This window comes from Flavobacterium sp. P1_E4 (assembly GCF_056405915.1).
Map to the genome: position 1 here is coordinate 21528 of NZ_JBFUBE010000008.1, position 26796 is coordinate 48323.

Below are 26796 nucleotides of genomic sequence, written 5' to 3' on the forward strand. Positions count from 1 at the left end.
AAGAAGTGCTGTAATTATTTGGGAATCAATTTTTAATTTTGATTATGGAAGATAAAAAATTGGCGATTGCATGGGCCAAAAATTATTTGAGAGGAGAAGATATATCCAATGAGATTCCTTTTGATAATTTATATAAAAATCTAATTCAGTATGAGCAATACGGTTATGCTACCGAGATTTTGTTGAAAAAGATTGACGATAATGAAGACCATGGGGCCGAAATTAAACTCTCAAAATACCAAGATTTAGCCGAAAACATTTATAAAGACAGTACGCTGTCTTCCTATTTTAAATTTGATAAAGCCATTAATGTACTCAAATCTTTTTGTGATTTAGAACATACAAGAAATTCAAGGACATTAGGCATTGCTGGTGAAATCTATAAAAATAAATGGAAATTTGACCATCAGTTTCACAATTTGTTGCAGTCACGTGCCTATTATAAAAAAGGGTACTTGATTTGGAAAAATAAAATGCATAAATCCATTCAGACCGAGACCGAATGTATAAATACGGCCGTAAATTATGCCGATATCAATGAACTTATAGTCATTGAAAATTTGGAACGACTCTCAGAAACTTGTGAAATTACCAATGAAACCATCGAAAGGTTTCAAACGGCTCAAGAAACGAGGAGAGAAATCGTTGATGCTTATTTGATCGATTCCGAGGAAATTATTTTTAAGGACGAAATTGACGCTAAAGAAAAATTATATGTGGCTTTGGCAGAAGCATTTTTTGGCTTGCGAATGTATAAAAAAGCGCTTCATTTTATCTTGTTGCATGTTGAAGGTAAAACAGAGAATTGGCAAATTAAATCGTTCAGTAAACAAATTTATAATTTGGCCTTTTACCAAAAAATAGAGAGAGATCAAAAATCAACAAATAAAGACCCTTTTCAGAAAAATCAAATTGAAGAACAGGAACAAAATCAGTGTCTAATTGCTTTGAACCTTCAGTTAGATGGAAAAGAAGTAGTTAACAATGTAAAACCAAAGCAACAAAATAAGTTAGGAATAGGGCTTTCTGGAGGTGGTTTTAGAGCTGCATTATTTCATATTGGAGTTTTGGCAGCTTTGGCCGAAAAAGACAAATTAAAAGAGATAGAGGTGATTTCCTGTGTTTCTGGAGGTTCAATTATTGGTGCTTTTTATTATTTGAAAATCAAAGAATTATTTGAAAGTAAAGTCGATGAAGACATAGTCCAAGAGGATTATATCCTAATTGTAAAGGAAATAGAAAACGAATTTTTGGACGCTGTCCAAAAGAATATACGAATGCGTTTATTGACCAATTTTTCCAAAAACGTAAAGATGTGGAAAGGTGAATCGTATTCGCGTTCCAATCGGTTAGGGGAGTTGTATGAAGAGTATTTTTATAAACCGCTCTTGACCAAAAAAACAGGTTCAAAAGACAACAAACCCATTTATATGAATGATTTATTCATCATTCCTTTTGGCAATACAAAATTCAAATTGAACAATGATAATTGGAAAAGAACCAATAAAGTACCACAATTAATTCTAAATTCCACTGCTGTAAATACGGGACATAACTGGCAATTTACGGCTTCATGGATGGGAGAACCGCCAACTTATATTTCGGATGATTTTGATGTAAAACCTCGTTTGAGAAGGATGTATTATGAAAATGCACCCGAGCAGTATCAAAATTTTAGATTGGGTTATGCTGTAGCGGCGTCTTCCTGCGTACCCATTTTGTTTCAACCATTAGTGTTGAAAGGATTATATAAAAATTTTAATTTAGAGTTAATAGATGGTGGCGTGCATGACAATCAAGGTATCGCATCAATATTGGAACAGGAATGTAATGAGATTATTGTAAGCGATGCCAGTGCCCAAATGCCCAATAATGCTGTGAATACAGAAAATGCAATGTCGTTGTTTTTTAGAGTGGACACTATTCTTCAGGAACGTTTACGAGAGATTCAATTGTTGGATTTAAAATCACGTAAATATACTTCAATAGTCAATAAATTATCAATTGTTCATCTAAAAAATGGATTGGCACAACTTCCGGTGAGCTGGATTAATTGCACTGATGTGAATAGGAGTATTCTTTACGATAAAGAAGTTGAAGACGAAAACGCACTTTTAAAATATGGTTTGATGAAGAAAATTCAAAAAGGGTTGAGTGAAGTGCGAACCGATTTGGATTCTTTCAATGATCTTGAAGCTTATGCTTTAATGTATAGTGGTTATCAGCAAATGATGCATGAAGGTAATTCTGTAAATCTGAAAAGAGAAAATTGGAATTTTTTGAAAGTAGCCGAAAGTTGTACACTTCCCGCTAAAGAAAAACAACTGGTAGACCAACTGAAAGTAAGTGGTTACGTTCCATTTAAGATTGTTAGGATGTCAAAAGTCCTTAGTTATGCAGTATTGAGTATTGGTGGCTCATTGTTAATTGTATTGCTTGTTTTTTTAATTTTTAACTGGAACAATGTCAGTCCATTATATCAAATCGATATTTCTTATAATTTTATTGGATTAACATTGATTGTTTTTTTAGTTGGTTTCTTGTCCAAGTTTTTGGCCAAAATAATTAATATTGAAAGTGTAGTTAAGAAAAAAGTAGCACTATTTTTGCTGATAACCGTAGGTTGGATATTTTCTCAAGTTTATATCCGTATTTTTAATCCATGGTACAATAAATTAGGTAGAGTAAAATAAGAACAAAGAATAAAACAAATGAAAAAATTAGGACTCATAGGTGGTATCAGTTGGGTGTCAACGGCTGATTATTATAAGTTTATTAATGAGGGAATAAATAAAGAGTTAGGCGGAGTTAATTTTGCGGAGTGCATGATTTATTCTTTCAACTATAATGATATCAAAAGAAATAATGAAAACAATGACTGGGAAGCGACATTCAATATGCTGTCAAAAGCCTGTCAAAATTTGAAGAATTGTGGAGCAGAAGCGATAGTTCTTTGTGCCAATACAATGCATCTTATAGCCGATAGAATTCAAGAAAGCGTTGATTTACCTTTAATACACATTGCCGCCGAAACCGCCAAAGTAGTTCAAAAAAAGGACATCAAAAAAGTAGGTCTTCTTGGGACAAAGTTTACGATGGAATTGGATTTTTTTAAAGACAAATTATCTGCTCTTGATATTGAAGCGATAATTCCGGAAGCCGATGACAGAGATTTTATTCATGATACTATTTTTAATGAATTGGGAAAAGGATTAATTCTGGAAAGTACTCAATCGCGTTATCTTGCGATTATTGAAAAATTAATAAATAATGGAGCAGAAGGAATTATTCTGGGCTGTACAGAAATTCCATTATTGATAAAGCAAGAAATGGTAACGGTTCCTGTTTTTGACACTGCTTTAATTCATTCTAATGCTGCAGTTGCATTTGCCTTGAGTTAACTTGCATATTAAAATACTATTTTAAAAGCCTTAATTTAGGGCTTTTTTTTTATTTGTATAATTTACTGTTTAAAGTTGGTTATCATAGTTTTAGTTCTATAAAATGCTTAAATTTGAGAGTAAAATATTCATTTTTTTTTAAAATAAGATTACATCTAAAATTATCATAAAATGGCATTTATAGATTATTACAAAGTATTGGAGATTGATAAAAGCGCAACGGAGGCCGATATTAAAAAAGCGTACCGAAAATTGGCACGTAAATATCATCCTGATTTAAATCCTAACGATAAAGAAGCCGAGAGAAAATTCAAAGAACTCAATGAAGCCAATGAGGTTTTAAGCAATCCAGAGAATCGAAAAAAATACGATCAGTACGGTGAACATTGGGAACAAGGCGAGGAATATGAAAAAGCCAGACAACAGCAACAACACTATCAAAACGACGGTGGTCGACAAGGTGGTTTTGGTGGATTTTCCGGCGGTGGTGACTATTCGGATTTTTTTGAATCTATGTTTGGAGGAGCTGGACAAAGAGGAAGTCATAGAACTGCAGCGTTTAAAGGACAGGATTTTAATGCCGAATTACATTTGGACTTAAAAGATGTTTATACCACACACAAACGTACCCTTACAATTAATGGAAAAAACATACGGTTAACCATTCCTGCAGGAGTTGAAAATGGTCAGGTTATAAAAATAAGCGGGCAAGGAGGAGAAGGAACCAATGGAGGTCCGAAAGGCGATTTGTATCTTACTTTCAACATCGAAAATCACACCAATTTTAAATTGGATAAGCATAATTTGTATGCTACGGTGGAATTGGATTTGTATACAGCTCTTCTTGGAGGTGAAATTACAGCCGATACATTTGATGGAAAAGTAAAATTAACCGTTAAACCAGGAACTCAAAATGGCACCAAAGTAAAACTAAAAGGCAAAGGCTTTCCTGTATATAAAAAAGAAGGAGAGTTTGGTGATTTATATATTTCTTACCAAATTATTTTACCCACAAACCTTACCGATAGAGAAAAAGAATTATTTGGAGAACTCGCTAAACTCAGAACAATATGAAAACCGATAGCTGGATACTTTTGCAAACCCTTAGTTCTCATTTTCAAGTTGAACTTTCTTTTTTTACCACTCTCCGTGATTTAGGCTTGATTGAAATTGAAATCAAGGAACAATCTCCTTATATTCACGAAAATCAGATGCATAATTTGGAACGAATGATTCGATTACATCAAGAATTGGAAGTGAATCCAGAAGGAATCGATGTTGTTTTTAATCTTTTACAAAAAATAGAATTTTTGCAAAAAGATTTGACAACTATCCAAAATAGATTACGTCTATATGAGAATTAATCTCCAAACACGATTCATTTTGTAAATTGTAATCCAAAGAAAATCAATAGAATATTCGTATATTTGAGTACGACTCTTATTAAAAATTAATTCATAAATCAAATGAATAATCTTTTTAGAATTTTAGAGGTATTCAAAGATTTTCTTACAGAAATTGGCGAACTGTCTGATTTTGCGGGTCGGTTTTTCAAAGAAGTATTTAAACGGCCATTAGAATTCAAAGAATTTCTTAGACAATGTTACAATATGGGCAATCGTTCCCTACTTCTTGTTGGGGTTACCGGATTTATTATCGGGCTGGTATTTACGCTGCAATCCAGACCTACTTTACAACAATTTGGGGCTGTTTCTTGGATTCCTGCCATGGTAAGTGTTTCCATTATTAGAGAAATAGGCCCTATCATAACTGCTTTGATTTGTGCAGGACGCATTGGTTCTGGGATTGGTGCTGAATTAGGTTCTATGAGAGTGACTGAGCAGATTGACGCTATGGAAGTTTCAGGAACAAATCCTTTCAAATATTTAGTGGTTACTCGAATATTGGCTACTACTTTGATGTTACCGATATTGGTTTTTATTGGAGATGGAGTAGCGCTTTTAGGATCTTTTTTAGTCGAAAATTTAAAAGGGGATGTTTCGCTATTATTGTATTTCACTCAGGTTTTTAATCATCTTGAATTTTTTGATGTTATACCTTCTACAATTAAGTCTTTTTTCTTCGGCTTTGCCATCGGACTGGTAGGCTGTTTTAAAGGGTATTATTGTAAAAAAGGAACGGCAGGAGTAGGACTGGCGGCAAATTCGGCGGTAGTTTTTTCCTCTATGCTACTTTTTATTATCGATTTTATAGCTGTTTTTGTTTCTAATGTTTTTTATGATGTCTAATGCTATGGAGTCGAATGAAAAAAATAAAAAAGCAATTGTAGTCATCAAAGATTTGAAAAAGAGTTTTGGAGACAACATTGTTTTGGATGGATTTAATTTAGAATTATTTCCAGGAGAAAATCTGGTGGTCATGGGAAAATCTGGTTCAGGTAAGTCTGTGATGATCAAATGCCTTATTGGATTGGAAGAACCTGATGAAGGCAGTATAGAGGTGATGGAAAAAGACATTAAACTACTTTCTCGAGAAGCGCTGGATGAACTCAGAACTGAAGTTGGTTTTCTTTTTCAAGGAAGTGCTTTGTACGATTCAATGTCGGTTCGCGAGAATCTTGAATTTCCTTTGAGACGACACACCAAAAAATTTGGAATTATTCAAGATACCACTCCGTTGGTTATGGAAGCTTTGGAAAGTGTTGGTTTGGCAAATACGATTGATTTGATGCCTAATGAGCTTTCGGGCGGTATGAAGCGTAGAATTGCCTTGGCGAGAACTTTAATTTTAAAACCAAAAATTATTCTGTACGATGAGCCCACAACGGGATTGGATCCTATTACTTCTAAAGAAATTTTAATGCTGATGGTATCTGTTCAAAAAAAATACAATACTTCATCCATAATAATAACGCACGATGTTGATTGTGCCAGAATGATTTCAAACCGTATGATTTTATTAATTGAAGGAATAAATTATGCCGAAGGAACTTTCGAGACTTTATTAAGCTCCAAAGATCCCAAAGTACAAGCGTTCTTTAAATAAGTATAAAAATGGAAAAAACTGCTTCAGAGAAAATCAAATTGGGACTTTTTGTCATTTCAGGGCTGATACTTTTTATTCTTGTCGTTTATTTTATTGGTAACAAACAAAAAATGTTTGGGAGTACAGATCATTTAACAGCTGTTTTCAGCAATGTAAATGGATTGCAGTTGGGAAATAATGTTCGGTATTCAGGTATCAATATTGGGACCGTTCGAGGGATTGAGATGGTTAATGATACAACGATTAATGTAGATATGATTATCGATAAATCAATGTTTCCGCATATCAAAAAAAACGCTTTGGCAAGTATTGGTTCAGATGGTTTGGTGGGAAGTATGGTAATTAATATTGCTCCAGGAAAAGGAAACCAATCGGCAATTCAGCCAGGTGATGTAATACGGTCTGCAAATCGTATCCGGACAGATGACCTATTGAGTACGCTTAGTGTTACGAATAAAAATGCAGCTTTACTCACAGCCGATCTGCTGAGAATTACCAAAGAAATCACTCAAGGAAAAGGTTCGTTGGGAACCTTGTTAAACGATACAATTATGGCATCCGATTTGAAGCAAACCATGAACTATTTAAAAATGACAAGCAAAGGAACAACAGAAATTGTTGAAAACCTTAATAAAACAGTTATGGCCTTGGGAGACAAAAATAGTGTAATAGGAGTATTAAATGATCCAGCCACAGCACAAAAAATAAGAACTATTGTAACCAATCTAGATCAATCAAGCCAAGAGATAAACAAAGTGGTGACCAATTTAAATGCCACAGTTTCAAATATAAAAAATGGAAACGGTGCTATCAATTATCTGTCTAATGACCCCAATTTGGTCAAAAAGATTGATTCTACAATGACTAATTTGAATAAAGCGACTATCCTCCTTAACGAGGATCTTGAAGCGATGAAACACAGTTTTTTATTGCGTGGTTATTTTAAAAAACAAGAAAAGGCGAAACAGAAAGCCAATTAATTTAAATAGTTTTTAATCCTTCCATCAATAAATCAATATCTTCTTTGGTGTTAAAATGACTGAAAGAAATTCGGATGCTCGGTTTTTTTAAGTCCTCATCAGATAACATTTCGGCCAGTACGTGAGAAGGTCTAATGCTTCCCGATTGACAAGCGCTTCCTCTGGAAACAGCAATTCCTTTCATATCTAAATGAAATAAAAGCATAGAAATTTTACTTTCGTCAAAAGGTAAAACAACATTGAGCAGATTATAAAGTGTCTTTTCTCCATTGATTTTAAATCCTGAGAAATCTGTTTTTAATCTTTCGATGGCATAGTCTTTCAATGATGCGATATATTGACTTTCACTTTCAAGATTTTGATAGGAAAGTTCCAAGGCTTTCGCCATTCCTGCAATTTGATGTATGGCTTCGGTTCCCGGACGCTGTCCTTTTTCTTGTTCTCCACCAAAAAACAAAGGCTGTAATCCTGCATTTTTTCGAACAAAAGCAAAACCAACTCCTTTTGGTCCGTGAAATTTATGGGCGCTTGCCACCACAAAATCGATAGGGGTATGCTGTAAATCAATTTTAGTTTTCCCAATTGATTGTACTGTATCCGAATGGAACAAGGCATGATGCTCTTTACAGATTTGGCTTACTCTATCAAGATCCAAAATAGTCCCCGTTTCATTATTGACATGCATTAAAGAAACCAAAGTCTTTTTTTCTTCTGATAGTAATTCAACTAAATGGGTTAAATCCACTTCACCATTGGCTTTTACTTTTACATAATCTACTTGAATGGCATATTCATTTTGTAGTGCAATGGCAGTATGCAATACAGCATGATGTTCTATTTTACTCGTAATAATACGGGTTACCTTCAAATCTTTTACAGCGGAACGCATAATCCAGTTATTGGCTTCGGTGCCACAGGAAGTAAAAATGATTTCAGCTGCGGTAGTGTTTATTTGCTTTGCAATTGATTTTCTGGAAAGTTCAAGGATACTTTTGGCATTGCGACCCAAACTATGTGTAGAAGAGGGATTGCCATAATCTTCGGTTAATATTTTGGTCATTTCCAATATCACCTCTGGATGAAGTTGAGTAGTGGAAGCGTTATCAAGATATACTTTTTTCATTTTATATAGATTTTGAACCCTCAGCAATTGCGTGGGACTTATTTTTTTTGCCAAAAATTATATTCTTATTGAAAACAATGATGGATATCAAAATTAGAGAATAAGAAAACATTTGAAGTAAAGTAACCTGCTCTTTAAAGTAAAAAATGGCCAAGGTGAAATTGATTATCGGGTTGATGTACATTAGGATACCCACAGTCGAAGAGTTGATACCTTTCAGAGCATACAAATTTAAGAAAAGAGGAACGATAGTGAAAAATACAACAATGCAAAATAAGCAAGTATAAAACAATGGTTCTGTTGGGATTTCACCACTGTATTTTGGGTAAAAAGGCAAAATTAACAAAGCAATAAAAAGTAACTGTATATTAAGAACCAGAAACTTGTCAAGCTCACTATTCTTACGTTGACTGACTAAATACAATGCATAAGTTGCAGCCACTACCAAACTGTAAAAAATGTCTTGAAAATGATTTAGGGACAATAAAATACAACTTACAACACTTATGCAAACCGCTAGCCATTGCCATTTACTCAATTTTTCGTGAAGCAAAAAGAATGCAAAAACGGTTGTCAAAATTGGGCAAATCAAATAAGCAAGAGAACCTGCTTTTACGCTCACATGATTGACAACATAAATGAAAATAAACCAATTGGAAGCCAAAATCATAGCTCCGACCAAGGTCAAAACAACAATGTTTTTTTTCTTTTTTGAAGACATTTCGGAGAAATCATTCCAGTTTTTACGGATATTCTTATACCTAAAAACAAGGTTTATCACCGTCATAGTAAGTACGCTGAAAAACACGCGGTAGAATAAAATATCCAAAGAAGAATAACTGGATATGGGTTTTAGAGCTAGGCTAAAAAAGCCCCAGATAAAAAATGCTGAAAAAGCGGCGAAATAGTATTTGTATTTTTTCATCGAAAAGTAAAATTCAGCACAAAGATAAGGATTTCTGTAGTGAATTTTTAGCTTTATTAAGATGCTGAGTCTCTAAGATACTGAACGATTATGGCTGTATGTTTCTAATAATCCAAATAACAGATGATTACTTTTTTTAGAGCTTAGAATCTTTGAATCTCAGTAACTTCTTTTGTTAAAATATATGTTTTTGGTTACTAAAGTTTAAGAAACAAATTAAAAATTCTATTTTTGTTCAAAATAAAAAATAATGAAACGATTTTTAGGGATTTTGATTTGTGTATTTGCTTTTTCGGGCTGTGATGATGGTGATTTAATAGTGGATACAATTGATTTTTCGGATGTAACTACAAGCAGTTGTTCTGATAATAATCTTATTTTTAAACTCAAAGAAAGTGAATCTTTAATTTTAAATATTCCAGAAGAAACTTTCACAGAGAATCCCACACCTACGAATGACCCAATAGAATTAGATGTTAATGCGACAAATCAGGTGGTGTATAATTTTTATGACGGTAAAGTAGCTACCGGAAATATATGTGATTTAATTCCTCCAGCGACTCCCAATATAAAAAATCAATGGGAAGCATCTTCCGGTATTATTCAAATTACGACTACTGCTGTCAAGCAACTGAACGAAACAGATAACAGTACTAGAATAACAGGATATAATAATAATATTATTTTTCAAAATATCACTTTCACAAAACCGGATGGCACAACCCAGTTTTATGAAACTTTTCCTTTTGGTGATTACTTGAAACCTGTAGACCCATTGCCATTTGGTTTTCAAAAGCTTTTGAATATCTGTACTGTTAGTGGTCAAGTTTATGATTTTACCGAAAGTGAGGCTTTTACACTAAACATCGATCCAACATTGATTGCAAATGAAGTTACTCCTACTGGTTCTCCAAGAACTGGAGTAATAGGACTTGTCAAAAACAAATTAGTTTACCGTTTATTTAACGGTGTTGTACCACCATCTTATTTTTGTCAAACAACAGATCCATTATTACCTACTGTTAATCAAACATGGTTAGGAAAAGCAGGGGGTACCATCGAAGTTACAACTACTACAAGTGGGCCAAACACATTCAAACATACCATTATTCTTAAAAATGTAACGCTCGAAAAGGATAATAATAATTTTCAATTAGGGGACAGCTATAACTATGGCGAGTTGCAAACCACCAAGCCATAAAGGAATCTTGAAACACATAAAAAAACGTCAATACTTTTATTAAGCATTGACGTTTTTTTTTATGGAGTTAAGGAACTTATTTATTGTTCTGTTTAAAATAGACTTCCGTTGCACCGGCTCCGTATTTTTGATAATTGGCATCCTGGAAAACAATATTGTCATAACGTCCAAATAGAAAATCCAATTCGGCTTTCAAGATACCTTCACCCACACCATGAATGAAAACAATCTTTGGAATCCTATTGCGAATCGCAAATTCAATATGACGTTTGGCAGTTTCCGACTGTAAAGTCAAAATATCATAATTTGACATCCCACGCTTATTGGGTACCAGTTTTTCGATATGTAAATCAAATTCTGGTACGGGCAATTCATGCTTGTCTTTTTTCTCTTTTACAAAGCTTCGGGGTTTTGGAATCTCCTTTTCTTTTTTTATTTCATTGATGTTGATACCTTTTATGTTTTCCATCAAGTTAGCAGATTCTCCTATTTTGATGAGTTCATTGGTTTCAAAATTCATCACAAAACCATCTACTGTTTCAATAGTGACCACCTTGTCTTTGACTGACAAAACAACACCATCAACGGCTTCATCCAGCACCGAAACTTTATCCCCTTTATTAAACATTATCGTCTTCTTTATCTTGATTTTTACTCGGAGTCTTACTGCTCAATTTCATCATTCCCATCATAAAAATGACAATGGCAATAACCATTACATACACATTTTTTTCAGCACTCGTTTGCTCATACAAAGCGACACCAATAGCCAAAACCATCAGTAAAATCGTGAATTTTTTCATAACTACATTTTCAGTTTTCAAAAATACTAAACTTTTTGAGTTATTGTGACGAAAATAAATAGTGTTATGGTAGAAAAGGATCAAAATCAAGTGTGAAAAATCTAAAATCCGCAATCTTACTCTGGGCGTATCCCTGTTGTAAAAAATTCAGTCGTACCTCCTTTTTTTTTGCAACAGGGTCGGGCTTTTGGCTTTATCTTTATTTTTTGAAAAAAAAAATAAAGGATATCGCCGCAATCCCTTACGCAAAATTGCTTTGGAGGATATTTGTTTGATAATAAATATTATAAGATGTGATTTAATTAAAAACAAATGGATTTGTAGGTCATATTCTGAAAAATTTTCAAGGTTGTTTAGGTTTAAAAATCTTCCGATAAATAAAAAAGTAATGATTTGATAATCAATATTATCATCTAGACAGCCAAAAGGTTTTTTTGATCAAAAATAACATATGTTATTTCTTAATATTTGTTTTTTTATAATGTAAGAAAAGGGAATTAAATTAAATAAATTTATAAGGCATTATGAGTTTTATGTAAGATTAACTCCTTTTTTTATAAGTAAAACATGTATTTTATCGACAATATTTTGATATAATCTATTTTTTTTTAACTTTGGACTATTGGTTAATTTGTGATAAGGATAGAGGATTTTCGAGTATAAATTGTAGTTCTTTTCACTTTCACAAATGCTAATAAAATTCAAAAGTCTAACAAAAAAAAGAAAATTAGTATGCATTTAATTTTACAATTAGGTATCGTTGCAGGAATTTTACTTTTAGTACTGCTAATCTCCTTTGCAAACAAAATGAATCAAAACTCTGAGAGATAAAAAATCATGAAATTAAGTGGCTTAAATTGAAACTGTAATAGATTCAATCTGTGGTCACTTTGCAAAGTACAATTCATTGAATTCCTTGAACTGAGCCACACGGAAGAGGAATAATTAAAAAACAAAAAAACCACGAAGTAATGAAACTATTACTTTGTGGTTTTTTTGTTGAAAATAAGCAAAATAGAAATTTCTTGTACAGTAAAAAGTACTTATTAAAACGGATTGCCCTAGCCCTGATAGAAGCGGCATCCTTTTTGTCTTGTTTTTTACGAGACAAAAAGATACAAGCGGATAGCAGGAAATAGCTCCTAATTATTTTACTTTATTTATTCCAATCGATTTTTCTTGAAAAGTACATTACAGCTGCAAGTATAGCGAACAAACCAATACTTCCTACTAATAAAGCATAGTTTTCCAATTGAATGATGACATAGATGAAAGTGTACAACCCGGTGAGTGATGCTGCTATGAACATGGGGAATTTGTTTCCTTTTAGAATTGAAACGGAGTAGAGCGATATCAATGTGATAACTGCTGTTGCTGCGATGAGGTAGGCTCTTATGAAGCTACTATGTTCGGTGATTGAAATCAGCAGGGTGTAAAATAAGATCAAAGCTAATCCAATCATGGTATATTGAAAAATATGAATCTTGATTTTGCTGATGGATTGGATTAGGAAGAAGACCAAAAAAGTTAGTCCAATCACTAGAAAACCATATTTTGCTGCTCTTTCATTCTGTTGGTATTGGTTTACGGGAATCACAAAGTCAACTCCAAAGGCATAGGTTCCTAAATCGGGTAATACTTCAAAGAATTGTTGTGAAAAAGCTCTATTAATGTGAAGTATTTTCCAATTGGCCACAAAACCGTTGTTGTTGATTTTTTTGGTTTTGTCATCTGGAAGGAAATTGCCTGTGAAACTTGGTGAAGCCCAGTTGGATTGCATGCTTAATTGCGTGGTTTTACCAATTGGAACCATTTTTATTTGTTTACTTCCATTGTAGGTAATATCAAAATTAAAGTTGGTTTTGTTTGTTTTTAAGATGCTTTTTAGGTCTATAAAACCAGTTTCCAAAGCTTGGGTAGAATCGTTTAAGTTGTTGCTGTAAACAGGTTCAAATGTCCATTTATTGCCGCCAAGATTGATTTTTACTTCGTCTTTGATACTCTTTAAGTTGGTTGTTTTTATCAATATAGTGGTTTTGTTCCATTGAATATTTTCTGTTGGAATATTTTTGCTACTGAAATCCGGCTGAATATAATTTCCTTCAAAATTCATTTTGGAACTGTACACCACCGATTCGTAGTTGTTTCGATTGAGCAACTTGGTGGTAACATTGGATTTGGCTTTCAAGTCTTCCGGAAAGAAATAGGCGTATTTGGTAATTGCTTTTTGCTGTTTTACCGTTTCATTGGTTTTTTGATTAATGGACAGTGTTTCCTCAAAAGTGGTGTAGGGAACTTTCAATATAGGACCATAGAAAAATATACTTTCGCCCCATTTGTCGTTGATTTCGGAGATGACTTCTTCTTGACGATTGGAGCGTTCCTGAATCAAACTTTTGACAAATTCCAGCGGTATAAGTAAAATGAGTGTTAGGAATCCTACCATCAACATTTTGGCTGTTGTGGATTGAAAAATAGATTGAAAAAAGGAGATAGGGGCAGGATTTTGATTTTCTTGAGTTTCCATTTTTTTGTGATTAAAAGTTACTTGATTAGAAAGGTGAATTAGTGGATGTTAAATGAGTTATGATGATGAAATACAGGAATGCAATAGGGATGTTACCTAATAGAATTATTATTTTAAGTCCGATGTATTTCCGCTGTTGAGGTAAAATGTAAAAATGATGCAAGAGATGGCAGAACATTATTGCATTGAGAAGTATTGCCGTAACCATGAAGATAAATCCAATGATTAAAACAAACGAAGTGTCCTGTAGCATTAAAAAAAGAATGAAAAAAAGTGTGCCTATAGTAAAACAGCCAACGGCGAGTTCTGTAGAGGTTCTGCCTTCAAAAGGTTCCTCTTGGGTTAGAGTGGTTTGCATAGTTGTTATTTTAAAAGTACTTTGAATTTCAAAGTATGTGGTTAAAAAAATAGATTATCGTTTCTGAATTAATTTTTCGAGTGCATCAATATGATCTTGGAATGCCTTGCGACCATCTTTGGTAGCTCTGTAGCTGGTATTTGGTTTTTTTCCTATGAATTGCTTTTCTATGGCGATGTAATTCTCCAGCTCTAAGGCTTTGGTATGACTTGCCAAATTACCATCGGTAACGCCTAATAATTCTTTCAAAGTACTAAAATCGGCCGATTCATTGACCATCAAAACCGACATGATTCCAAGTCGTATGCGGTGGTCAAATGCTTTATTTATATTTTGAATAATGTTTTTCAAGTCTTAGTAAGTGTCAATTATTGTGGTAACTATTTTTGATTTTTCCAGGTTTGATGGAGCAATTACATTCTCCTCAAGCGGTATTTTATTTCCGTATCTTTCTGCTAGTATTGCTTGTACTCGGGTATCATTTAAATTAAAATTCTTCAATTTTTGAAGTGGGCACAGTTCTATTCCAGCTCCATTTTTGTATATTTTCCAAATCAATTCTGAGCAATATATTTTATTATCTGACCATTCAAAATAGACGTCGTAATCTTTGTTCTTCAGCCCATTTGCATAGGTTTTCATCTTTCGTACAGTTTCCAAATTCAAAAGCGTCGATGCATTTTTTACCCTGGTTACCACAAAATGATTTTCTTTTCCATGTGTAATCCAAGTTTCTAGCGGCGTGTATTTTACGGGCTGTACCGCTTCAAAAACATATTTTTCGCCCTTCTCTATAAATACAATACCGCAATGGGAAAATTTGGAATTTGTTGCTATTCTTACCGCTTCACATTGTTTGGATTGGGAAGTTTGAAAAATCATGTCACCTTCTTTTATTTTATCTAAAATGGAGGCAGGTCGAGTACCAAAAAGGATATTCCCAAACATGGAATTAGCAATGAATAATGCACATCCAAAACTCATCAAAAAGGTAATTATGGCAAAAATATATTTCGTTTTTTTCATATCTGATCTTTTTGGTTCCATACTATTCTTCGATATTCTTTATTTTTTAAATTCCACAATCTTTAATTTGTAACAGCAATTTTAATATCTAATTTCTATCATACTTAAAGTACATCATGCTACCATACACAATATGGCAGATTCCAAAACCCAATGCCCAAAATTCTAATGCATACCCTGAGAATTCAGTAGCCAATAGACCAATTATGATAATTGTAATGCCTAGATAGCGCACATCCCGAAGTGTATATTTACTTGCATTTACACAAGACAAGCCGTAGAATATCAAAGTTACAGGGGCAATCAGTCCATAGCTTCCATTTCGCAATAATAAAATTCCAAAAATTCCGCCTGTTACTAAAGGAATCATGAAGTTGGTCAACAGTCTTTTTGAAGCGCTGTTCCAAACAGTTTCTCCTTCTCTTTTTGTTTTGTTATAGGTGAGTAATACGGCAGTGGCTACTGATAAAAATAATACAGCAAGAGCAGTCAAAACAATTAGCTTGAAAGTGTTGCTTTCTAAAGTGATAATAGTATTATCCGTTCCATAATTATTATTGTTTTGAATTAGTTCATGGGCTATAAAAGCGCCTATTAAGGCATATACTCCAGCCATTATTCCGGCTAAACCGCTCAAAGATATAAATTGAGAGGATTTATTCATCATGTTTTTGATGTCACTGATGTCTTGTAAATATTTATCGTCCATATATAAAGTACTTTGAATTACAAAGTAAATAATAAAATTTAAGAAAAACAATACTTTTTTATTATTTTTATTAGATGAAAATTACGGATGAATATATCTATCGCCAGCCCGAAAAGTTTAGATCAATTCTTTTACATTTAATAAGTGTATTTGAAAGAGAAATTCCTGAATTGAATTTGCTTTTTAAATGGGGAATACCTTATTTCTATTATAAGGAAAAGCCTTTCTGCTATTTGGCACCCAATCAAAAAAAGGGATTTGTAGATGCTGGTTTTGCCAGAGGATTTCAATTGGTAGGAAATCAAGACTATCTTGTTGGCGAAAAGAGGAATACAGTAAAGTCGCTTCGGTATTTTAATTTAGAGGATATTGACAATGCTATTTTGGTTGATGTAATAAAGGAAGCTGCGGCATTATATAAATAAAAAAAATCCCCCGAAGGAGATTTTATAACTATTTTGAGGATGAATTAAAGTCTAAAGATACCTCCAAAAGAAACGATTGTTCCTCCGTACCAAAAATGATGTTGAGCATGATCATCAGTATAAGTAGTCCGAACATCTGTCATGTTAATATAACCACCTTTTAACTCGGTTAGCATGTAAAAATGTTTGAAAAAAGTAAAATTTAATCCAGCATCAGCAGAAAAACCGTATCCGGAAATATGAAATTCATCATGCCTTTCTTTTCCTAAAACGGTAGCATCGGTTCTCGGAACCAACAATCCCATTCCTAATCCTTGAGTGAAATTTAGTTGAAAAATATCCGTGTTTCTAATGCCAAATAAAGAAGAAATGTCAACATAATGAGCAGCTTCGGTAAAGACATAATTTAATCCATTTGTATGTTCGAATTTTAAAAATTTACCGTCAGTTAAATCTACGGTCTCGTTATTATAAGTTCCATTAAATTGAGAACCAACTTCAGTCGAAGGCAAATTAATAGTTCCATTAATCATTGCAGTTTGATTTTGAGTCATCACATATTTCATGTGATCAACTCCAATAGAAACATTAAACTTGTCATGGAAAAAATAGCCAACTTTCCAATTAGTCTGAGATGTTGTTAATTTTCCTGGAGTAATGTAATCAATATTCCAGCCTTTAGGTAAATCATGTGATTGTGCATTTTCTACTGTAAAATTGTATCCTTCTCCTTCAAAATGTAAATCAGAAGTAGTGTAATAAGTTCTATTTCCTCCCATGTGTCCAAAGAATTTCCCTTTATTGTGGGCGGTATATAGTTCTTTTTTTATATCGTCATTTTGTGCAAACATATTGATTGCAAAAAAAAGAACTAAAAAAGCAGTATGTAAAATTTTTGTTTTCAATGTCTTTAAATTTGATTTATAATTTTTTATTAAAGCAACTAAAATCTATCTTATACTAAAAATCTCCCGAAGGAGATTTTGATTTTATGTGAGAGTATTTTATAATCTAAAAATTCCTCCAAAAGCAATAATTCTTTGGAAAAAGAAGAAATCTTGTGAAGCTTTATCATCACTACTTGTTGTTGTTCTAATATCTTGCATGTTGATGTAACCTGTTTTTAGCTCACCTTGTACATAGAAATATTTGAAAAACGTAAAGTTAATTCCCGCTTTTGCAGATAAACCATATCCAGAAATGTGAAAATCATCATGACGAGGCATTCCTAACACAGTAGCATTTGTTTTTGGATATAAAAGTCCGGCTCCTAAACCTTCAGTTAAGTTAATCTGAACTTTATCTGTATTTGGTAATTTAAATAATTTTGAAATATCGTCATGTCTGGAAACCTCAGTATTAACATAGTTCAAACCATCTGTATGTTCGTACATTAAAAAAGCAGTACCATTTGGCTGAACAACATTTTTCTCATAACCACCTTCCTGAGCATTACCTTGAGACATATCTACAGGAGTATTATTATAAACTCCGTTGTAAATAGATCCAGATTGATCAGCAGGTAAATTAATATAACCAGTTACATTAGCCGTTTGAGCTTGAGTCATTACATACTTCATGTGATCCCAACCAATAGCAACACTGTAATGGTCGCTAATGAAATATCCCATTCTAAAGTTAGTTTGAGGAATTGTCATGTTAGCAGGATTGATGTAGTCAATATGCCAACCTTTTGGTTTGTCGTGAGCAACCATATTATCAACTGTAAAGTTGTAATCTTTTCCTCTAAAGTTCACATCAGATTCAGTATAGCTCTCTCTGTTACCACCCCATGAAATGAAGAATTTACCTTTATTGTGTGCAGTAAATCTTTCGGCAGTGGGGATATCTCCTTGGGCAAAAGCATTAATTGATAAAAAAAGAACTAAAAATGAGGCGTAAAAAAAAAATGTTTTCAATGTATTGGTATTCTATGTTAAATTAAAATTGATTAATGGTTTTTCTAATAGCAACCAATCTGTTCATCAATGGCTCAAAGTAATCCAAGTGCAACATATTCGCACCATCACTTTTAGCATTAGCTGGGTCAAAATGAGTTTCAATAAAAATACCATCTACACCAACAGCAATTCCTGCTTTGGCAACAGTTTCAATCATATCCGGTCTTCCTCCAGTTACTCCAGCTGTTTGGTTTGGTTGTTGCAATGAATGTGTAACGTCAAGAACAGTTGTAGCATATTGTTGCATAGTAGGAATACCTCTGTAATCAACAATCATATCTTGGTAACCAAACATAGTTCCACGATCTGTCACCATCACGTTTTGATTATTACAGTCCAATACTTTTTGAACCGCATGTTTCATGCTTTCTGGACTCATGAATTGTCCTTTTTTCAAGTTTACTACTTTTCCGGTATTGGCAGCTGCTACAACTAAATCAGTTTGACGAACAAGGAAAGCTGGAATTTGTAATACATCTACATATTCTGCAGCCATTGCAGCATCTTCATTAGTGTGTATGTCTGTCACAGTCGGCACTCCGAAAGTTTTAGATACTTTTTCCAATATTTTAAGTGCCTTTTCGTCTCCAATTCCAGAGAAACTATCTATTCTAGAACGATTTGCTTTCTTAAAAGATCCTTTGAAAACGTAAGGGATTTGCAATTTGTCGGTGATACCTACCAATCTTTCAGCAATTCTCATTGCCATTTCTTCACCTTCAATGGCGCATGGACCTGCCAATAAAAAGAAGTTACCGCTCTCAGTATGTTTGATTTGTGGAATATGTTGTATGTTCATATTGTATGTTTTTTTTGAAAGTGCAAAGGTAGTTCGATTTTGCGATTTCCGAATTAGTTTTCCTAATTATTTTTAGAAGCATTAAAGCTATTATTTGGAGCTATTCCCGCTATCCGCTTGTATCTTTTTTGTCTCGTAAAAAACGAGACAAAAAAGGATACCGCTACAAACGTAGTTCACTGAACTCAAATTAAAATAAAAGTTAAGTGAAGTAATCGGGGCTAGGGCAGTAGTGGTTTTAATTATATTTTCTTCAAGCTAAGACCAACCGGAACCATCAATTGACCTCTTTCATAGATGTTCAAATACAAGATGATTGGTTTTTTCAATCCTTCCCAAGTCAATTCGTAGACATTCAAAAATCCAGCACCCATATCACTAGTTTTCGTTGGAAATGGGCAGCAGTTTTCCAGTTTCTTATAAGTTATTTTTTCTCCTTTCGGTCCTGCCAAAGCATTTATGAAATATTTTTGGTTGATGGTGTCATTTTTGGTGCCTTTGTAAAAAATATTGACAGGATAGTCTTTATCATAACCGTATTTTTTGTCTTTGCTGTATTGGGTAATTATAAAGGCATTGTTTTTTACAACAGGGACAGGAGCGTTGTTGTCTACATTTTTTATTGATGATTTAATACTTCCACAAGAAGTTATAACAAGTAGTAAAGCAATAAAAAGAATTGTTTTTTTCATGTTCTTAGGGTTAATTAGGATTCTAATTTAAAAGTTTAATTGCTATTTCAAAAATAATCAAAATGTAATTATCATTTGGTTGAAGATAGAACTTTGTGATTAATATTATTTTTTGCAAATGTAACATTTCTCACATTAGGATTGCTTTTACCTCTTTATCTTTGCTCAAAAAGAAACACTATGAATATTATTTTTCAAACATGGCCTTGGTATGTTTCGGGCTTTTTAATCGGTATGGTAATGCTTTCACTGATTTATTTCGGGAAGAATTTCGGTATGTCAACCAATCTTCAGTCTTTATGTTCTATGACTGGATTAGGAAAGCGTATAGAATATTTTAATTTTGACTGGAAAGCGAATCGTTGGAATTATGTAGTGGTTTTGGGTGCAATGTTAGGAGGTTTTGTAGCAGTGCATTTTATGAGTGACCCTAGTAATGTTGCGATTAATCAAAAAACGATAGCTCAACTCTCCCAAATGGGGATTGATGCACCCAATGGTCAGTTAATGCCTCAAGCTTTATTTGGAGAACAGATTTGGCAATCACCCAAAAGTATTTTGATACTTCTTGGTGGTGGTATTTTAATAGGTTTTGGAACGCGTTATGCGGGTGGATGTACATCTGGACATGCAATTTCGGGATTGAGTAATTTACAATTGCCTTCGCTTAAAGCTGTTATTGGATTCTTTATTGGCGGATTGATTATGGCTCATTTTATATTACCCTTACTTTTTTAAGCTATGAAATTATTAAAATATTTTCTCGTTGGATTCCTTTTTGGAATTGTTCTTACCAAGTCGGAAGCGGTTTCTTGGTACCGTATTTATGAAATGTTTCAATTTCAATCATTTCATATGTATGGAATTATTGGTGTTGCTGTTGCGACAGGAGTTATAGGTATTCAAATAATTAAAAGAAAAAATATTAAAGATATCAAAGGATCACCTATTGAAATCTTGGATAAAGAAAATGGTACTGTCAGATATTTGGTGGGAGGTATTTCCTTTGGATTGGGTTGGGCTTTGGTAGGTTCTTGCCCAGGGCCAATTTTTATATTGATAGGGGCGGGATTTATGCCTGTAATTATTGTTCTTATTGGAGCTCTGATAGGAACGATTATTTATGGTGCTTTAAAAAACAAGTTGCCTCATTAATCATTAAAACTTATTCTAAAAAAAAGCATTTTCTAAATTGGAAAATGCTTTTTTTTGGAATAAATATCTTGTGTTAAGTAAGCGTGAGGGATAGAAATAAGCTACCGAAGTAGCATGGATAGCCCGACAGCATTAAGGAAAGAGGCCGAATAAGCATAGTCTAAATTTGGCCTTTTTTCTTAATGGTGGCACGCCCTAAATGTTATTTTATATTTTGAAATTCAGCTTTAAAATCCCAGCAACTATTAAATATTGTGCTAGGCAATACGTCGCCATAATGTAAAATGAAGCGTGCGTAATCGGTGCATAAAATTTGTTGAAAGCCAAAATACTATCCGAGCTTACAAATACAACAGCACCAATAAGGATGTAATTGTTAGCAGGAATTAACCATTTTAAACTGCCTTTGAAAGCAAAGAAAAGCATTGTGGTAATCACGATCGCATATACCAAAACTGGAATTTTTAATGGGCCTAGTTTTGGGAATAATGTATTAATCATGAAAATGAAATAGGCTAGTATGGCTAGAACACCAATCCAAAACAGGGTTTTGTTATCGTTGATTCTAGTGTTTTGTTGTTTGCAGAAAAGGGCAATATATACCAAATGCGATATAAGAAAAGCCACTAGACCGAAGATGAAATAGAGTTCTCCTTTATCTGCAAAAAGTAAAATAATGTCGCCTATCCAAGAAAATGTCAATGCAGTTAGAAGGATTTTTTTGGTTGGAAAATTTTCAGAAACTATAACTGCTGCCATTAAAATAGGAAGTAAAATAGGTTTCATATAAAAGTCGAATCCTTCAATATTGAGGAATAGAATACCAAGATAAATAATAGTAAAACCAATATAGGTTTTGAGAAGTAAAGATGATTGCATAGATTTTTTTTAAGAAGTTGCCACAATTGATTTTTCTGCATCAAAATTGGTGTTTACAAAATAAAACGTGACCAATAGTGATAAAACGAGATACCCAATTATGATGTATGAGGCAAAAGGAAAAAGTGTATTCATGCCAAACCAATCACCAAGATAAGCAATGATTGCTATTCCTATAAAAAATCGAATTCCTTCCCATAGTAATGAAATTTTCCGGGTATCCATCAATTCGGTGTAGCTGTAAACGGTAAGAAATATAAAAGCGCCGTAGACGAATACGTTTGGCAAACCAATAATTGCAATCGAATTGTACATGTAGGTAATCAGTAATAAAGTAAACATGGCTTGAAATAATGACCAATACATTAATTTATTGGAATGTAGTGTACCGTATTTTTCATAGGTATAGACATCAGTGATTTTGTTTACTGGGTATTTCTCTTCGAAGTGTTCTGGGCGCCAACCTGTAGGTTTGAACCAAATTGTGAGTTTGTCTTTCCATTTTTCGGAACGCCAAGCATCGGTAATCAATAACCACAAGTGCTGGAAATTAATGCGGAAGGGGTTCCAGGTCTGTGCTGGTCTCGTAATTCCAAAAACAGGCGGTACCGAATCTAATTCTTCTTGAAAAGTGCCAAAAAGTTTATCCCAAATAATGAATATTTGCGAATGATTTTTGTCCATATAAATTGGATTTATCGCATGATGAACGCGATGATGCGATGGTGTAACAAGTATTTGTTCCAGAAAACCCATTTTTTTGATGTGTTTGGTATGGTACCAAAATTGTAAAAATAAATGAATAGGCAGTATTATCGCAATTACTCTTGGAGGTACTCCCAATAATGCCGCTGGAATCAATAGGAATGTAAATAGATTAACAAAACTCGAAACTGTTTGACGCAAGGCGCAAGCCAGATTAAACTCTTCGCTACTGTGATGAATTGCATGTTTGTTCCATAAAAAATTAATTTGGTGAGACAGACGATGACTCCAATAGCCATAAAAATCAATAACGATAAATCCAATGATATAAGCCCAAATATTGGCTTCCAAATGAATTATGGCAAACTTGGTTTCAAACCATTCATAAGAGACCAACGTAACGCTAAGTCCAAGAACATCTTTGACCGAATTGACCATTCCCGAGCTAATACTCGAAACCGAATCCATATTTGGAGAGGTGTCTTCTCCTTTATAGTGGCCGTAAATTTTTTCGATTATAATTAATATCAAAAAAACAGGCATTACAAAAACTAATATTTTACCGTATTCTTCCATTTGAGGGGTATTTTTGTTCAAATATAGAATAATTGTTTAAAATATTGTGATTTTTGTTATTTTTTTATGGGTTGTTTTATGTATTCAATAATGTGAGTTTTTAAGAAGAATAAAGTTGATGGAGGGAATTTTGGGTTTCAAAATTAGTTCTGGTAATGAGAAGACATAAAAAAACCTACTTGAGATTGTACTTGCTCAAGTAGGTTTAATAAATAACAAATTTTTGGAAATAGTATTGTATAGTTTAGATTATTTCGGCAGTTAAGCCAGCTTCAAGTAATCTAGAGCATTGTACTCTTAATTTATCATATTCTCCCGTCTTTACGGTGCATTTACCGTTGAAATGAACAATCAACGAACATTGTTCTGCTTGAATAGGAGTGTGTCCGCAAACGCGAACTAAAGTGTCAATGACGTGGTCAAAAGTATTAACATCGTCATTGTAAACTATTATTTCATTGTTTTTAGTCGTTACTTCCTCTTCTCGGGTTCTTTCTTTTACTTTCTCTATTGTACTCATGCTTTTAGGTTTTTGTACTTTGTTGATTTATAAAAAAGTAGATACTAATTTACGTATTTTATTGATACCCAATTGTTTCTTTGGAATTTTTTTACGTAGGTTAATCCTTTTTCTGTACAAGATGCGTCAATATAAGGAATGTCCTCTTCGTAGAAACCGCTAAATAATATGGTTCCGCCTGCGTTTAAACAGTCAACATAACTTTGCATATCATTTAACAAAATGTTTCTGTTGATGTTGGCTATAATCAAATCGTATTTTTTGTCTTTTAATAAAGAAGCATCTCCTTCGTAAACCGTAATGTGTTTACAATTGTTGCGTTCAGCATTTTCAATGGAGTTTAGGTAACACCAATTGTCAATATCAATCGCATCTATAGGTTGAGCTCCCTTCATTTCGGCAAGAATGGCAAGAATTGCTGTACCGCAACCCATGTCAAGTGTTTTCATACCGGCAACATCCATTTCCAGTAAATGCTGAATCATCATGTGTGTAGTTTCATGATGTCCTGTTCCAAAACTCATTTTGGGTTCAATTACAATATCATATTCGGCATCCGTTTTAGGATGAAATGGTGCACGTACATGACAATTTCCTTCTACATCTATAGGTTCAAAATTCTTTTCCCACTCCTCATTCCAGTTTACTTGTTCGATTTCTTCAAAAGTATAGTCGATTTTGAATTCTTCCGATTGTAATATTTGAATGTCTTCCAATATCGTTTCGTCCCAAAGGTCTTTTTGCACAAAAGCAGAAATTCCAGTTTCGGTTTCAGTGAAGCTTTCAAAAGCTTTTTCACCCAATTCGGCAATTAGTATTTCTGATCCTAACTCCTTTGGTTCAATTGAAAAATGATACCCTATATAAATATTTGACATGTTTGATTTTTTTTGCAAAGGTAACAATAGGATGCAATCCTTTTTTGAATTTTGGCAACTATTTTGACAGAATGTTTTTTGACTTAGTTTTTCTGAAGTATTTTATTTTTATGAATTCTCGAAAAAGAGTTTTACTTTAAATTAAAGATTGCTTTTAATTCTTTATCAGTACGATTTAATGATAACGGTTCTGCTAATAATCTAAAAATGAACTATTAGTGTTTTTTTTAGTTTTAAAAAATGTCGTTTCTTAATTTTCATTCTTCTTTTTTCACCATAGTTATACTTTTTTTCGAAATATAAAAAAATGATTTTTATCATGTTTTTAAAAATATAACTAATTGATTTGCAGTTATTTAATTGCTAAAATATACTGTTTTTGTTTAATATTATTTTATATTTGTAGTGTTGTTTTATTCTAATTTAACTCAGCACTATTTTATTATTAAAATTAATTATATCTATCATGAAAAAAGTTTTTATTTATACCATCGCAATACTGTTTTTGGGTTTTTTGGGGCAAGCGCAGGATATAAAACAAGCAAAAAACGCTATTGATGCCGAACAATATGAAATAGCCAAAAATACTTTAGAAACCATTACAGCCTTAAAACCTACTGATGGCTATGCTAAATTTCTTTTGGGTAATGTTTGTCTATTGAAAGGAGATTATGAAGCGGCCAAGAAGCATTTTGATGTTGGAATTACGTGTTCCAGCAAAGGAAATTTTAGTTATATAGGATTAGGTTATATTGCGTTGGATAAAGGCGATTTTGTCGAAGCCGAAAAATATTTTGCATTAGCTACACAAAATAGCAGCAAAAGGGATTTAGAAGAAACTGTATATATTGGCAAAGCCTATACTTATTCAGAACATCCGAATTACAAAAAAGCAATTGAGATTTTAAGTAAGTCCAGGCTGATTGATCCAGCAAATACAGATGTTTTATTGGCTTTGGGGGATGCTTATAAGTTCAATAAAAAGCAAAATGAGGCTTATGAGTGCTACCGAGAAGCTTTTAGATTAGATAATACGCTATTAAGGGCCAAAATGGGATTGGGTACTTTAATCAAAAATGCTCACAACTTTCCTATTGCATTAACTGCATTTGACGAAGTAATAGCTTTAAATTCCAATTATGGACCTGTGTATCGCGAACTAGCCGAAACCCAATATCTTTGGGCTTTAAATGATGCGGGGAATTACGATGCGCATATATCAAAAGGATTGGCTTTTTATGAAAAATACATGTCCTTAACAGATTATTCATTAGAGTCACGTATGCGTCATGCTGATTTTCTTATTCTAGCCAAAGATTATAAAGCTCTTGAAACAGAAGCTAATGAAATGAGTAAATTGGATAAAGTAAATCCAAGAATTTACCGTTATTTGGGGTATTCAGCTTATTACAATAATAATTTTGATACAGCTATAAGTTCGCTAACATCCTATGTTTCGAATCCTTCGAATAGAGTGATTGGGAGAGATTATTTTTATATTGGTGCTTCAAAATTGGGCAAAGCATTAACCTTGACTCCTGTTGATAACACGCTTATTGATAATGGAATTTTAGATTTCAAAAAATCATTTGATATGAGCCCTGCTATTGCTGGAGAACTTCCAGACTTGGCTAAGAAATTATATGAGAAAAAATTATATGCTCAAGCTGCTAACGTTTATGAAATTGCTATTGCAAATACAGAAACAAAATCATTTCTAATGGATAATTTCTTTTTTGCTTCATCAGTGTATTGGTCTTGTAACGGTATTGAAAATTTAAATCCACAGCAAATGGAGCAATTGAAAAAAGCTGATCTTTCATTAGATACAATTATCAAAGCTTCTCCATCAACACAGGATGCTTATCTTTTTAAAGCCAGAATTCAAGTCTTACTAAAAAATGATTCTCAGGTAGCTAAAAACTATGAGGATTTCATAACTACTGCTAACAAAAAAGATTCTACTGAGTTAGCCAGCAAAGGGATGAAGTCAAAATTAGTGGAAGCTTATAATAATTTGGGTATTATCTATGCTGTTACCGATAAGGACAAAGCAAAAGATGTTTTTAGTAAAACATTGGGTATAGATCCTGCTAACCAATATGCTATTGATCAGTTAAAATCATTGAAATAAAGTCTATTTATAT

At 33.1% G+C, this 26796-nt stretch carries 29 protein-coding genes; 12 read left to right on the forward strand and 17 right to left on the reverse strand.

Translation table 11 applies throughout. From position 1 onward, the window contains the following. The first annotated feature begins 44 nt into the window (after window positions 1-44). The 7 genes from AC1DY0_RS09550 (at window position 45) to AC1DY0_RS09580 (ending at window position 7387) form a co-directional block, all read left to right on the forward strand. The gene (locus AC1DY0_RS09550; protein WP_477188376.1) at window positions 45-2693 is read left to right on the forward strand and encodes a patatin-like phospholipase family protein; all 2649 of its coding nucleotides are present in this window, start codon (window positions 45-47) and stop codon (window positions 2691-2693) included. An 18-nt stretch (window positions 2694-2711) separates the two neighbouring features. Then, window positions 2712-3401, forward strand: coding sequence for an aspartate/glutamate racemase family protein (locus tag AC1DY0_RS09555; protein ID WP_477188377.1), 690 nt, complete (start codon window positions 2712-2714; stop codon window positions 3399-3401). Between the two features lie 171 nt (window positions 3402-3572). Next, window positions 3573-4475 carry a DnaJ C-terminal domain-containing protein gene (locus AC1DY0_RS09560; protein ID WP_477188378.1) on the forward strand — a complete coding sequence of 301 codons (903 nt, stop codon included), beginning with the start codon at window positions 3573-3575 and terminating at the stop codon, window positions 4473-4475. Beyond that, window positions 4472-4765 carry a chaperone modulator CbpM gene (locus AC1DY0_RS09565; protein WP_477188379.1) on the forward strand — a complete coding sequence of 98 codons (294 nt, stop codon included), beginning with the start codon at window positions 4472-4474 and terminating at the stop codon, window positions 4763-4765. The genes AC1DY0_RS09560 and AC1DY0_RS09565 overlap by 4 nt, the downstream gene beginning before the upstream one ends. 102 nt (window positions 4766-4867) lie before the next feature. Beyond that, entirely contained in the window at window positions 4868-5650 is a 783-nt protein-coding gene (locus AC1DY0_RS09570) for an MlaE family ABC transporter permease (protein WP_477188380.1), read from the forward strand. After that, window positions 5640-6407, forward strand: coding sequence for an ABC transporter ATP-binding protein (locus tag AC1DY0_RS09575; RefSeq protein ID WP_477188381.1), 768 nt, complete (start codon window positions 5640-5642; stop codon window positions 6405-6407). The genes AC1DY0_RS09570 and AC1DY0_RS09575 overlap by 11 nt, the downstream gene beginning before the upstream one ends. Before the next feature lie 8 nt (window positions 6408-6415). Further along, window positions 6416-7387, forward strand: a complete 972-nt coding sequence (locus tag AC1DY0_RS09580; protein ID WP_477188382.1) for an MlaD family protein — start codon at window positions 6416-6418, stop codon at window positions 7385-7387. A gap of 1 nt (window position 7388) precedes the next feature. On the opposite strand, the gene AC1DY0_RS09585 is transcribed toward AC1DY0_RS09580, so the two are convergent. Both AC1DY0_RS09585 and AC1DY0_RS09590 read right to left on the reverse strand, forming a co-directional pair. Next, the gene (locus AC1DY0_RS09585) at window positions 7389-8510 is read right to left on the reverse strand and encodes a cysteine desulfurase family protein (RefSeq protein WP_477188383.1); all 1122 of its coding nucleotides are present in this window, start codon (window positions 8508-8510) and stop codon (window positions 7389-7391) included. Between the two features lies 1 nt (window position 8511). Next, on the reverse strand, window positions 8512-9435 hold the full coding sequence (locus AC1DY0_RS09590; protein WP_477188384.1) for an EamA family transporter: 924 nt from the start codon (window positions 9433-9435) through the stop codon (window positions 8512-8514). A 250-nt stretch (window positions 9436-9685) separates the two neighbouring features. Between AC1DY0_RS09590 and AC1DY0_RS09595 the strand changes: the two genes are divergently transcribed. Continuing rightward, on the forward strand, window positions 9686-10636 hold the full coding sequence (locus AC1DY0_RS09595; protein WP_477188385.1) for a hypothetical protein: 951 nt from the start codon (window positions 9686-9688) through the stop codon (window positions 10634-10636). Between the two features lie 76 nt (window positions 10637-10712). On the opposite strand, the gene AC1DY0_RS09600 is transcribed toward AC1DY0_RS09595, so the two are convergent. The 7 genes from AC1DY0_RS09600 to AC1DY0_RS09630 all read right to left on the reverse strand — a co-directional run bounded on the left by AC1DY0_RS09600 (window position 10713) and on the right by AC1DY0_RS09630 (window position 16059). Further along, window positions 10713-11264, reverse strand: coding sequence for a Smr/MutS family protein (locus tag AC1DY0_RS09600; protein WP_477188386.1), 552 nt, complete (start codon window positions 11262-11264; stop codon window positions 10713-10715). Further along, window positions 11257-11439, reverse strand: coding sequence for a hypothetical protein (locus AC1DY0_RS09605; RefSeq protein WP_477188387.1), 183 nt, complete (start codon window positions 11437-11439; stop codon window positions 11257-11259). Before AC1DY0_RS09605 ends, AC1DY0_RS09600 begins: the two co-directional genes overlap by 8 nt. 1156 nt (window positions 11440-12595) lie before the next feature. Further along, window positions 12596-13966, reverse strand: a complete 1371-nt coding sequence (gene creD, locus AC1DY0_RS09610; protein ID WP_477188388.1) for a cell envelope integrity protein CreD — start codon at window positions 13964-13966, stop codon at window positions 12596-12598. Between the two features lie 25 nt (window positions 13967-13991). Beyond that, window positions 13992-14324, reverse strand: a complete 333-nt coding sequence (locus AC1DY0_RS09615) for a hypothetical protein (RefSeq protein WP_477188389.1) — start codon at window positions 14322-14324, stop codon at window positions 13992-13994. A 54-nt stretch (window positions 14325-14378) separates the two neighbouring features. Next, window positions 14379-14675, reverse strand: a complete 297-nt coding sequence (locus tag AC1DY0_RS09620; RefSeq protein ID WP_077370277.1) for a winged helix-turn-helix domain-containing protein — start codon at window positions 14673-14675, stop codon at window positions 14379-14381. Window positions 14676-14678: 3 nt separating this feature from the next. Continuing rightward, on the reverse strand, window positions 14679-15350 hold the full coding sequence (locus AC1DY0_RS09625; protein ID WP_477188390.1) for a YiiX family permuted papain-like enzyme: 672 nt from the start codon (window positions 15348-15350) through the stop codon (window positions 14679-14681). An 88-nt stretch (window positions 15351-15438) separates the two neighbouring features. Then, window positions 15439-16059 carry a hypothetical protein gene (locus AC1DY0_RS09630; protein ID WP_477188391.1) on the reverse strand — a complete coding sequence of 207 codons (621 nt, stop codon included), beginning with the start codon at window positions 16057-16059 and terminating at the stop codon, window positions 15439-15441. A gap of 74 nt (window positions 16060-16133) precedes the next feature. On the opposite strand from AC1DY0_RS09630, the gene AC1DY0_RS09635 reads away from it, so the two are divergent. Continuing rightward, the gene (locus tag AC1DY0_RS09635) at window positions 16134-16484 is read left to right on the forward strand and encodes a DUF1801 domain-containing protein (RefSeq protein WP_477188392.1); all 351 of its coding nucleotides are present in this window, start codon (window positions 16134-16136) and stop codon (window positions 16482-16484) included. A gap of 44 nt (window positions 16485-16528) precedes the next feature. Here AC1DY0_RS09635 and AC1DY0_RS09640 read toward each other — a convergent pair whose 3' ends face one another. The 4 genes from AC1DY0_RS09640 to AC1DY0_RS09655 all read right to left on the reverse strand — a co-directional run bounded on the left by AC1DY0_RS09640 (window position 16529) and on the right by AC1DY0_RS09655 (window position 19936). After that, a complete protein-coding gene (locus tag AC1DY0_RS09640) occupies window positions 16529-17389 on the reverse strand; it encodes a hypothetical protein (protein ID WP_477188393.1) in 861 nt (286 codons plus the stop codon). Window positions 17390-17488: 99 nt separating this feature from the next. Continuing rightward, window positions 17489-18403, reverse strand: a complete 915-nt coding sequence (locus AC1DY0_RS09645; RefSeq protein WP_477188394.1) for a hypothetical protein — start codon at window positions 18401-18403, stop codon at window positions 17489-17491. 22 nt (window positions 18404-18425) lie between these two features. Continuing rightward, window positions 18426-19244: a 3-deoxy-8-phosphooctulonate synthase gene (gene kdsA, locus AC1DY0_RS09650; protein ID WP_477188395.1), complete on the reverse strand. Its 819-nt coding sequence runs from the start codon at window positions 19242-19244 to the stop codon at window positions 18426-18428. 242 nt (window positions 19245-19486) lie between these two features. Further along, window positions 19487-19936, reverse strand: a complete 450-nt coding sequence (locus AC1DY0_RS09655) for a 2-dehydro-3-deoxyphosphooctonate aldolase (RefSeq protein WP_477188396.1) — start codon at window positions 19934-19936, stop codon at window positions 19487-19489. A gap of 180 nt (window positions 19937-20116) precedes the next feature. Between AC1DY0_RS09655 and AC1DY0_RS09660 the strand changes: the two genes are divergently transcribed. Further along, complete coding sequence (locus tag AC1DY0_RS09660) at window positions 20117-20674, forward strand: YeeE/YedE family protein (protein WP_477188397.1); 558 nt, start codon at window positions 20117-20119, stop codon at window positions 20672-20674. Between the two features lie 3 nt (window positions 20675-20677). After that, window positions 20678-21091, forward strand: a complete 414-nt coding sequence (locus AC1DY0_RS09665) for a DUF6691 family protein (RefSeq protein ID WP_477188398.1) — start codon at window positions 20678-20680, stop codon at window positions 21089-21091. A 207-nt stretch (window positions 21092-21298) separates the two neighbouring features. Here the strand turns inward: AC1DY0_RS09665 and AC1DY0_RS09670 are convergent, their stop codons facing one another. From AC1DY0_RS09670 to prmA, 4 genes are all read right to left on the reverse strand, one after another. After that, window positions 21299-21970: a lysoplasmalogenase gene (locus AC1DY0_RS09670; RefSeq protein WP_477188399.1), complete on the reverse strand. Its 672-nt coding sequence runs from the start codon at window positions 21968-21970 to the stop codon at window positions 21299-21301. 9 nt (window positions 21971-21979) lie between these two features. Then, complete coding sequence (locus AC1DY0_RS09675) at window positions 21980-23251, reverse strand: sterol desaturase family protein (protein WP_477188400.1); 1272 nt, start codon at window positions 23249-23251, stop codon at window positions 21980-21982. A 244-nt stretch (window positions 23252-23495) separates the two neighbouring features. Next, window positions 23496-23771 (reverse strand): ATP-dependent Clp protease adaptor ClpS, encoded by a 276-nt coding sequence (locus AC1DY0_RS09680; RefSeq protein WP_477188401.1) that lies wholly within the window; start codon window positions 23769-23771, stop codon window positions 23496-23498. Window positions 23772-23815: 44 nt separating this feature from the next. Next, window positions 23816-24649, reverse strand: a complete 834-nt coding sequence (gene prmA / locus AC1DY0_RS09685; RefSeq protein WP_477188402.1) for a 50S ribosomal protein L11 methyltransferase — start codon at window positions 24647-24649, stop codon at window positions 23816-23818. 466 nt (window positions 24650-25115) lie between these two features. Here prmA and AC1DY0_RS09690 point away from each other — a divergent pair, with 466 nt between their 5' ends. Next, window positions 25116-26783: a tetratricopeptide repeat protein gene (locus AC1DY0_RS09690; protein WP_477188403.1), complete on the forward strand. Its 1668-nt coding sequence runs from the start codon at window positions 25116-25118 to the stop codon at window positions 26781-26783. Window positions 26784-26796: the final 13 nt, after the last annotated feature.

Bases quoted from the DNA above. Each gene is read 5' to 3' on its own strand.
- AC1DY0_RS09550 (WP_477188376.1), top strand. From the start codon at position 45: ATGGAAGATAAAAAATTGGCGATTGCATGGGCCAAAAATTATTTGAGA.
- AC1DY0_RS09555 (WP_477188377.1), top strand. From the start codon at position 2,712: ATGAAAAAATTAGGACTCATAGGTGGTATCAGTTGGGTGTCAACGGCT.
- AC1DY0_RS09560 (WP_477188378.1), top strand. From the start codon at position 3,573: ATGGCATTTATAGATTATTACAAAGTATTGGAGATTGATAAAAGCGCA.
- AC1DY0_RS09565 (WP_477188379.1), top strand. From the start codon at position 4,472: ATGAAAACCGATAGCTGGATACTTTTGCAAACCCTTAGTTCTCATTTT.
- AC1DY0_RS09570 (WP_477188380.1), top strand. From the start codon at position 4,868: ATGAATAATCTTTTTAGAATTTTAGAGGTATTCAAAGATTTTCTTACA.
- AC1DY0_RS09575 (WP_477188381.1), top strand. From the start codon at position 5,640: ATGATGTCTAATGCTATGGAGTCGAATGAAAAAAATAAAAAAGCAATT.
- AC1DY0_RS09580 (WP_477188382.1), top strand. From the start codon at position 6,416: ATGGAAAAAACTGCTTCAGAGAAAATCAAATTGGGACTTTTTGTCATT.
- AC1DY0_RS09585 (WP_477188383.1), bottom strand. From the start codon at position 8,510: ATGAAAAAAGTATATCTTGATAACGCTTCCACTACTCAACTTCATCCA.
- AC1DY0_RS09590 (WP_477188384.1), bottom strand. From the start codon at position 9,435: ATGAAAAAATACAAATACTATTTCGCCGCTTTTTCAGCATTTTTTATC.
- AC1DY0_RS09595 (WP_477188385.1), top strand. From the start codon at position 9,686: ATGAAACGATTTTTAGGGATTTTGATTTGTGTATTTGCTTTTTCGGGC.
- AC1DY0_RS09600 (WP_477188386.1), bottom strand. From the start codon at position 11,264: ATGTTTAATAAAGGGGATAAAGTTTCGGTGCTGGATGAAGCCGTTGAT.
- AC1DY0_RS09605 (WP_477188387.1), bottom strand. From the start codon at position 11,439: ATGAAAAAATTCACGATTTTACTGATGGTTTTGGCTATTGGTGTCGCT.
- creD (WP_477188388.1), bottom strand. From the start codon at position 13,966: ATGGAAACTCAAGAAAATCAAAATCCTGCCCCTATCTCCTTTTTTCAA.
- AC1DY0_RS09615 (WP_477188389.1), bottom strand. From the start codon at position 14,324: ATGCAAACCACTCTAACCCAAGAGGAACCTTTTGAAGGCAGAACCTCT.
- AC1DY0_RS09625 (WP_477188390.1), bottom strand. From the start codon at position 15,350: ATGAAAAAAACGAAATATATTTTTGCCATAATTACCTTTTTGATGAGT.
- AC1DY0_RS09630 (WP_477188391.1), bottom strand. From the start codon at position 16,059: ATGGACGATAAATATTTACAAGACATCAGTGACATCAAAAACATGATG.
- AC1DY0_RS09635 (WP_477188392.1), top strand. From the start codon at position 16,134: ATGAAAATTACGGATGAATATATCTATCGCCAGCCCGAAAAGTTTAGA.
- kdsA (WP_477188395.1), bottom strand. From the start codon at position 19,244: ATGAACATACAACATATTCCACAAATCAAACATACTGAGAGCGGTAAC.
- AC1DY0_RS09655 (WP_477188396.1), bottom strand. From the start codon at position 19,936: ATGAAAAAAACAATTCTTTTTATTGCTTTACTACTTGTTATAACTTCT.
- AC1DY0_RS09660 (WP_477188397.1), top strand. From the start codon at position 20,117: ATGAATATTATTTTTCAAACATGGCCTTGGTATGTTTCGGGCTTTTTA.
- AC1DY0_RS09665 (WP_477188398.1), top strand. From the start codon at position 20,678: ATGAAATTATTAAAATATTTTCTCGTTGGATTCCTTTTTGGAATTGTT.
- AC1DY0_RS09670 (WP_477188399.1), bottom strand. From the start codon at position 21,970: ATGCAATCATCTTTACTTCTCAAAACCTATATTGGTTTTACTATTATT.
- AC1DY0_RS09675 (WP_477188400.1), bottom strand. From the start codon at position 23,251: ATGGAAGAATACGGTAAAATATTAGTTTTTGTAATGCCTGTTTTTTTG.
- AC1DY0_RS09680 (WP_477188401.1), bottom strand. From the start codon at position 23,771: ATGAGTACAATAGAGAAAGTAAAAGAAAGAACCCGAGAAGAGGAAGTA.
- prmA (WP_477188402.1), bottom strand. From the start codon at position 24,649: ATGTCAAATATTTATATAGGGTATCATTTTTCAATTGAACCAAAGGAG.
- AC1DY0_RS09690 (WP_477188403.1), top strand. From the start codon at position 25,116: ATGAAAAAAGTTTTTATTTATACCATCGCAATACTGTTTTTGGGTTTT.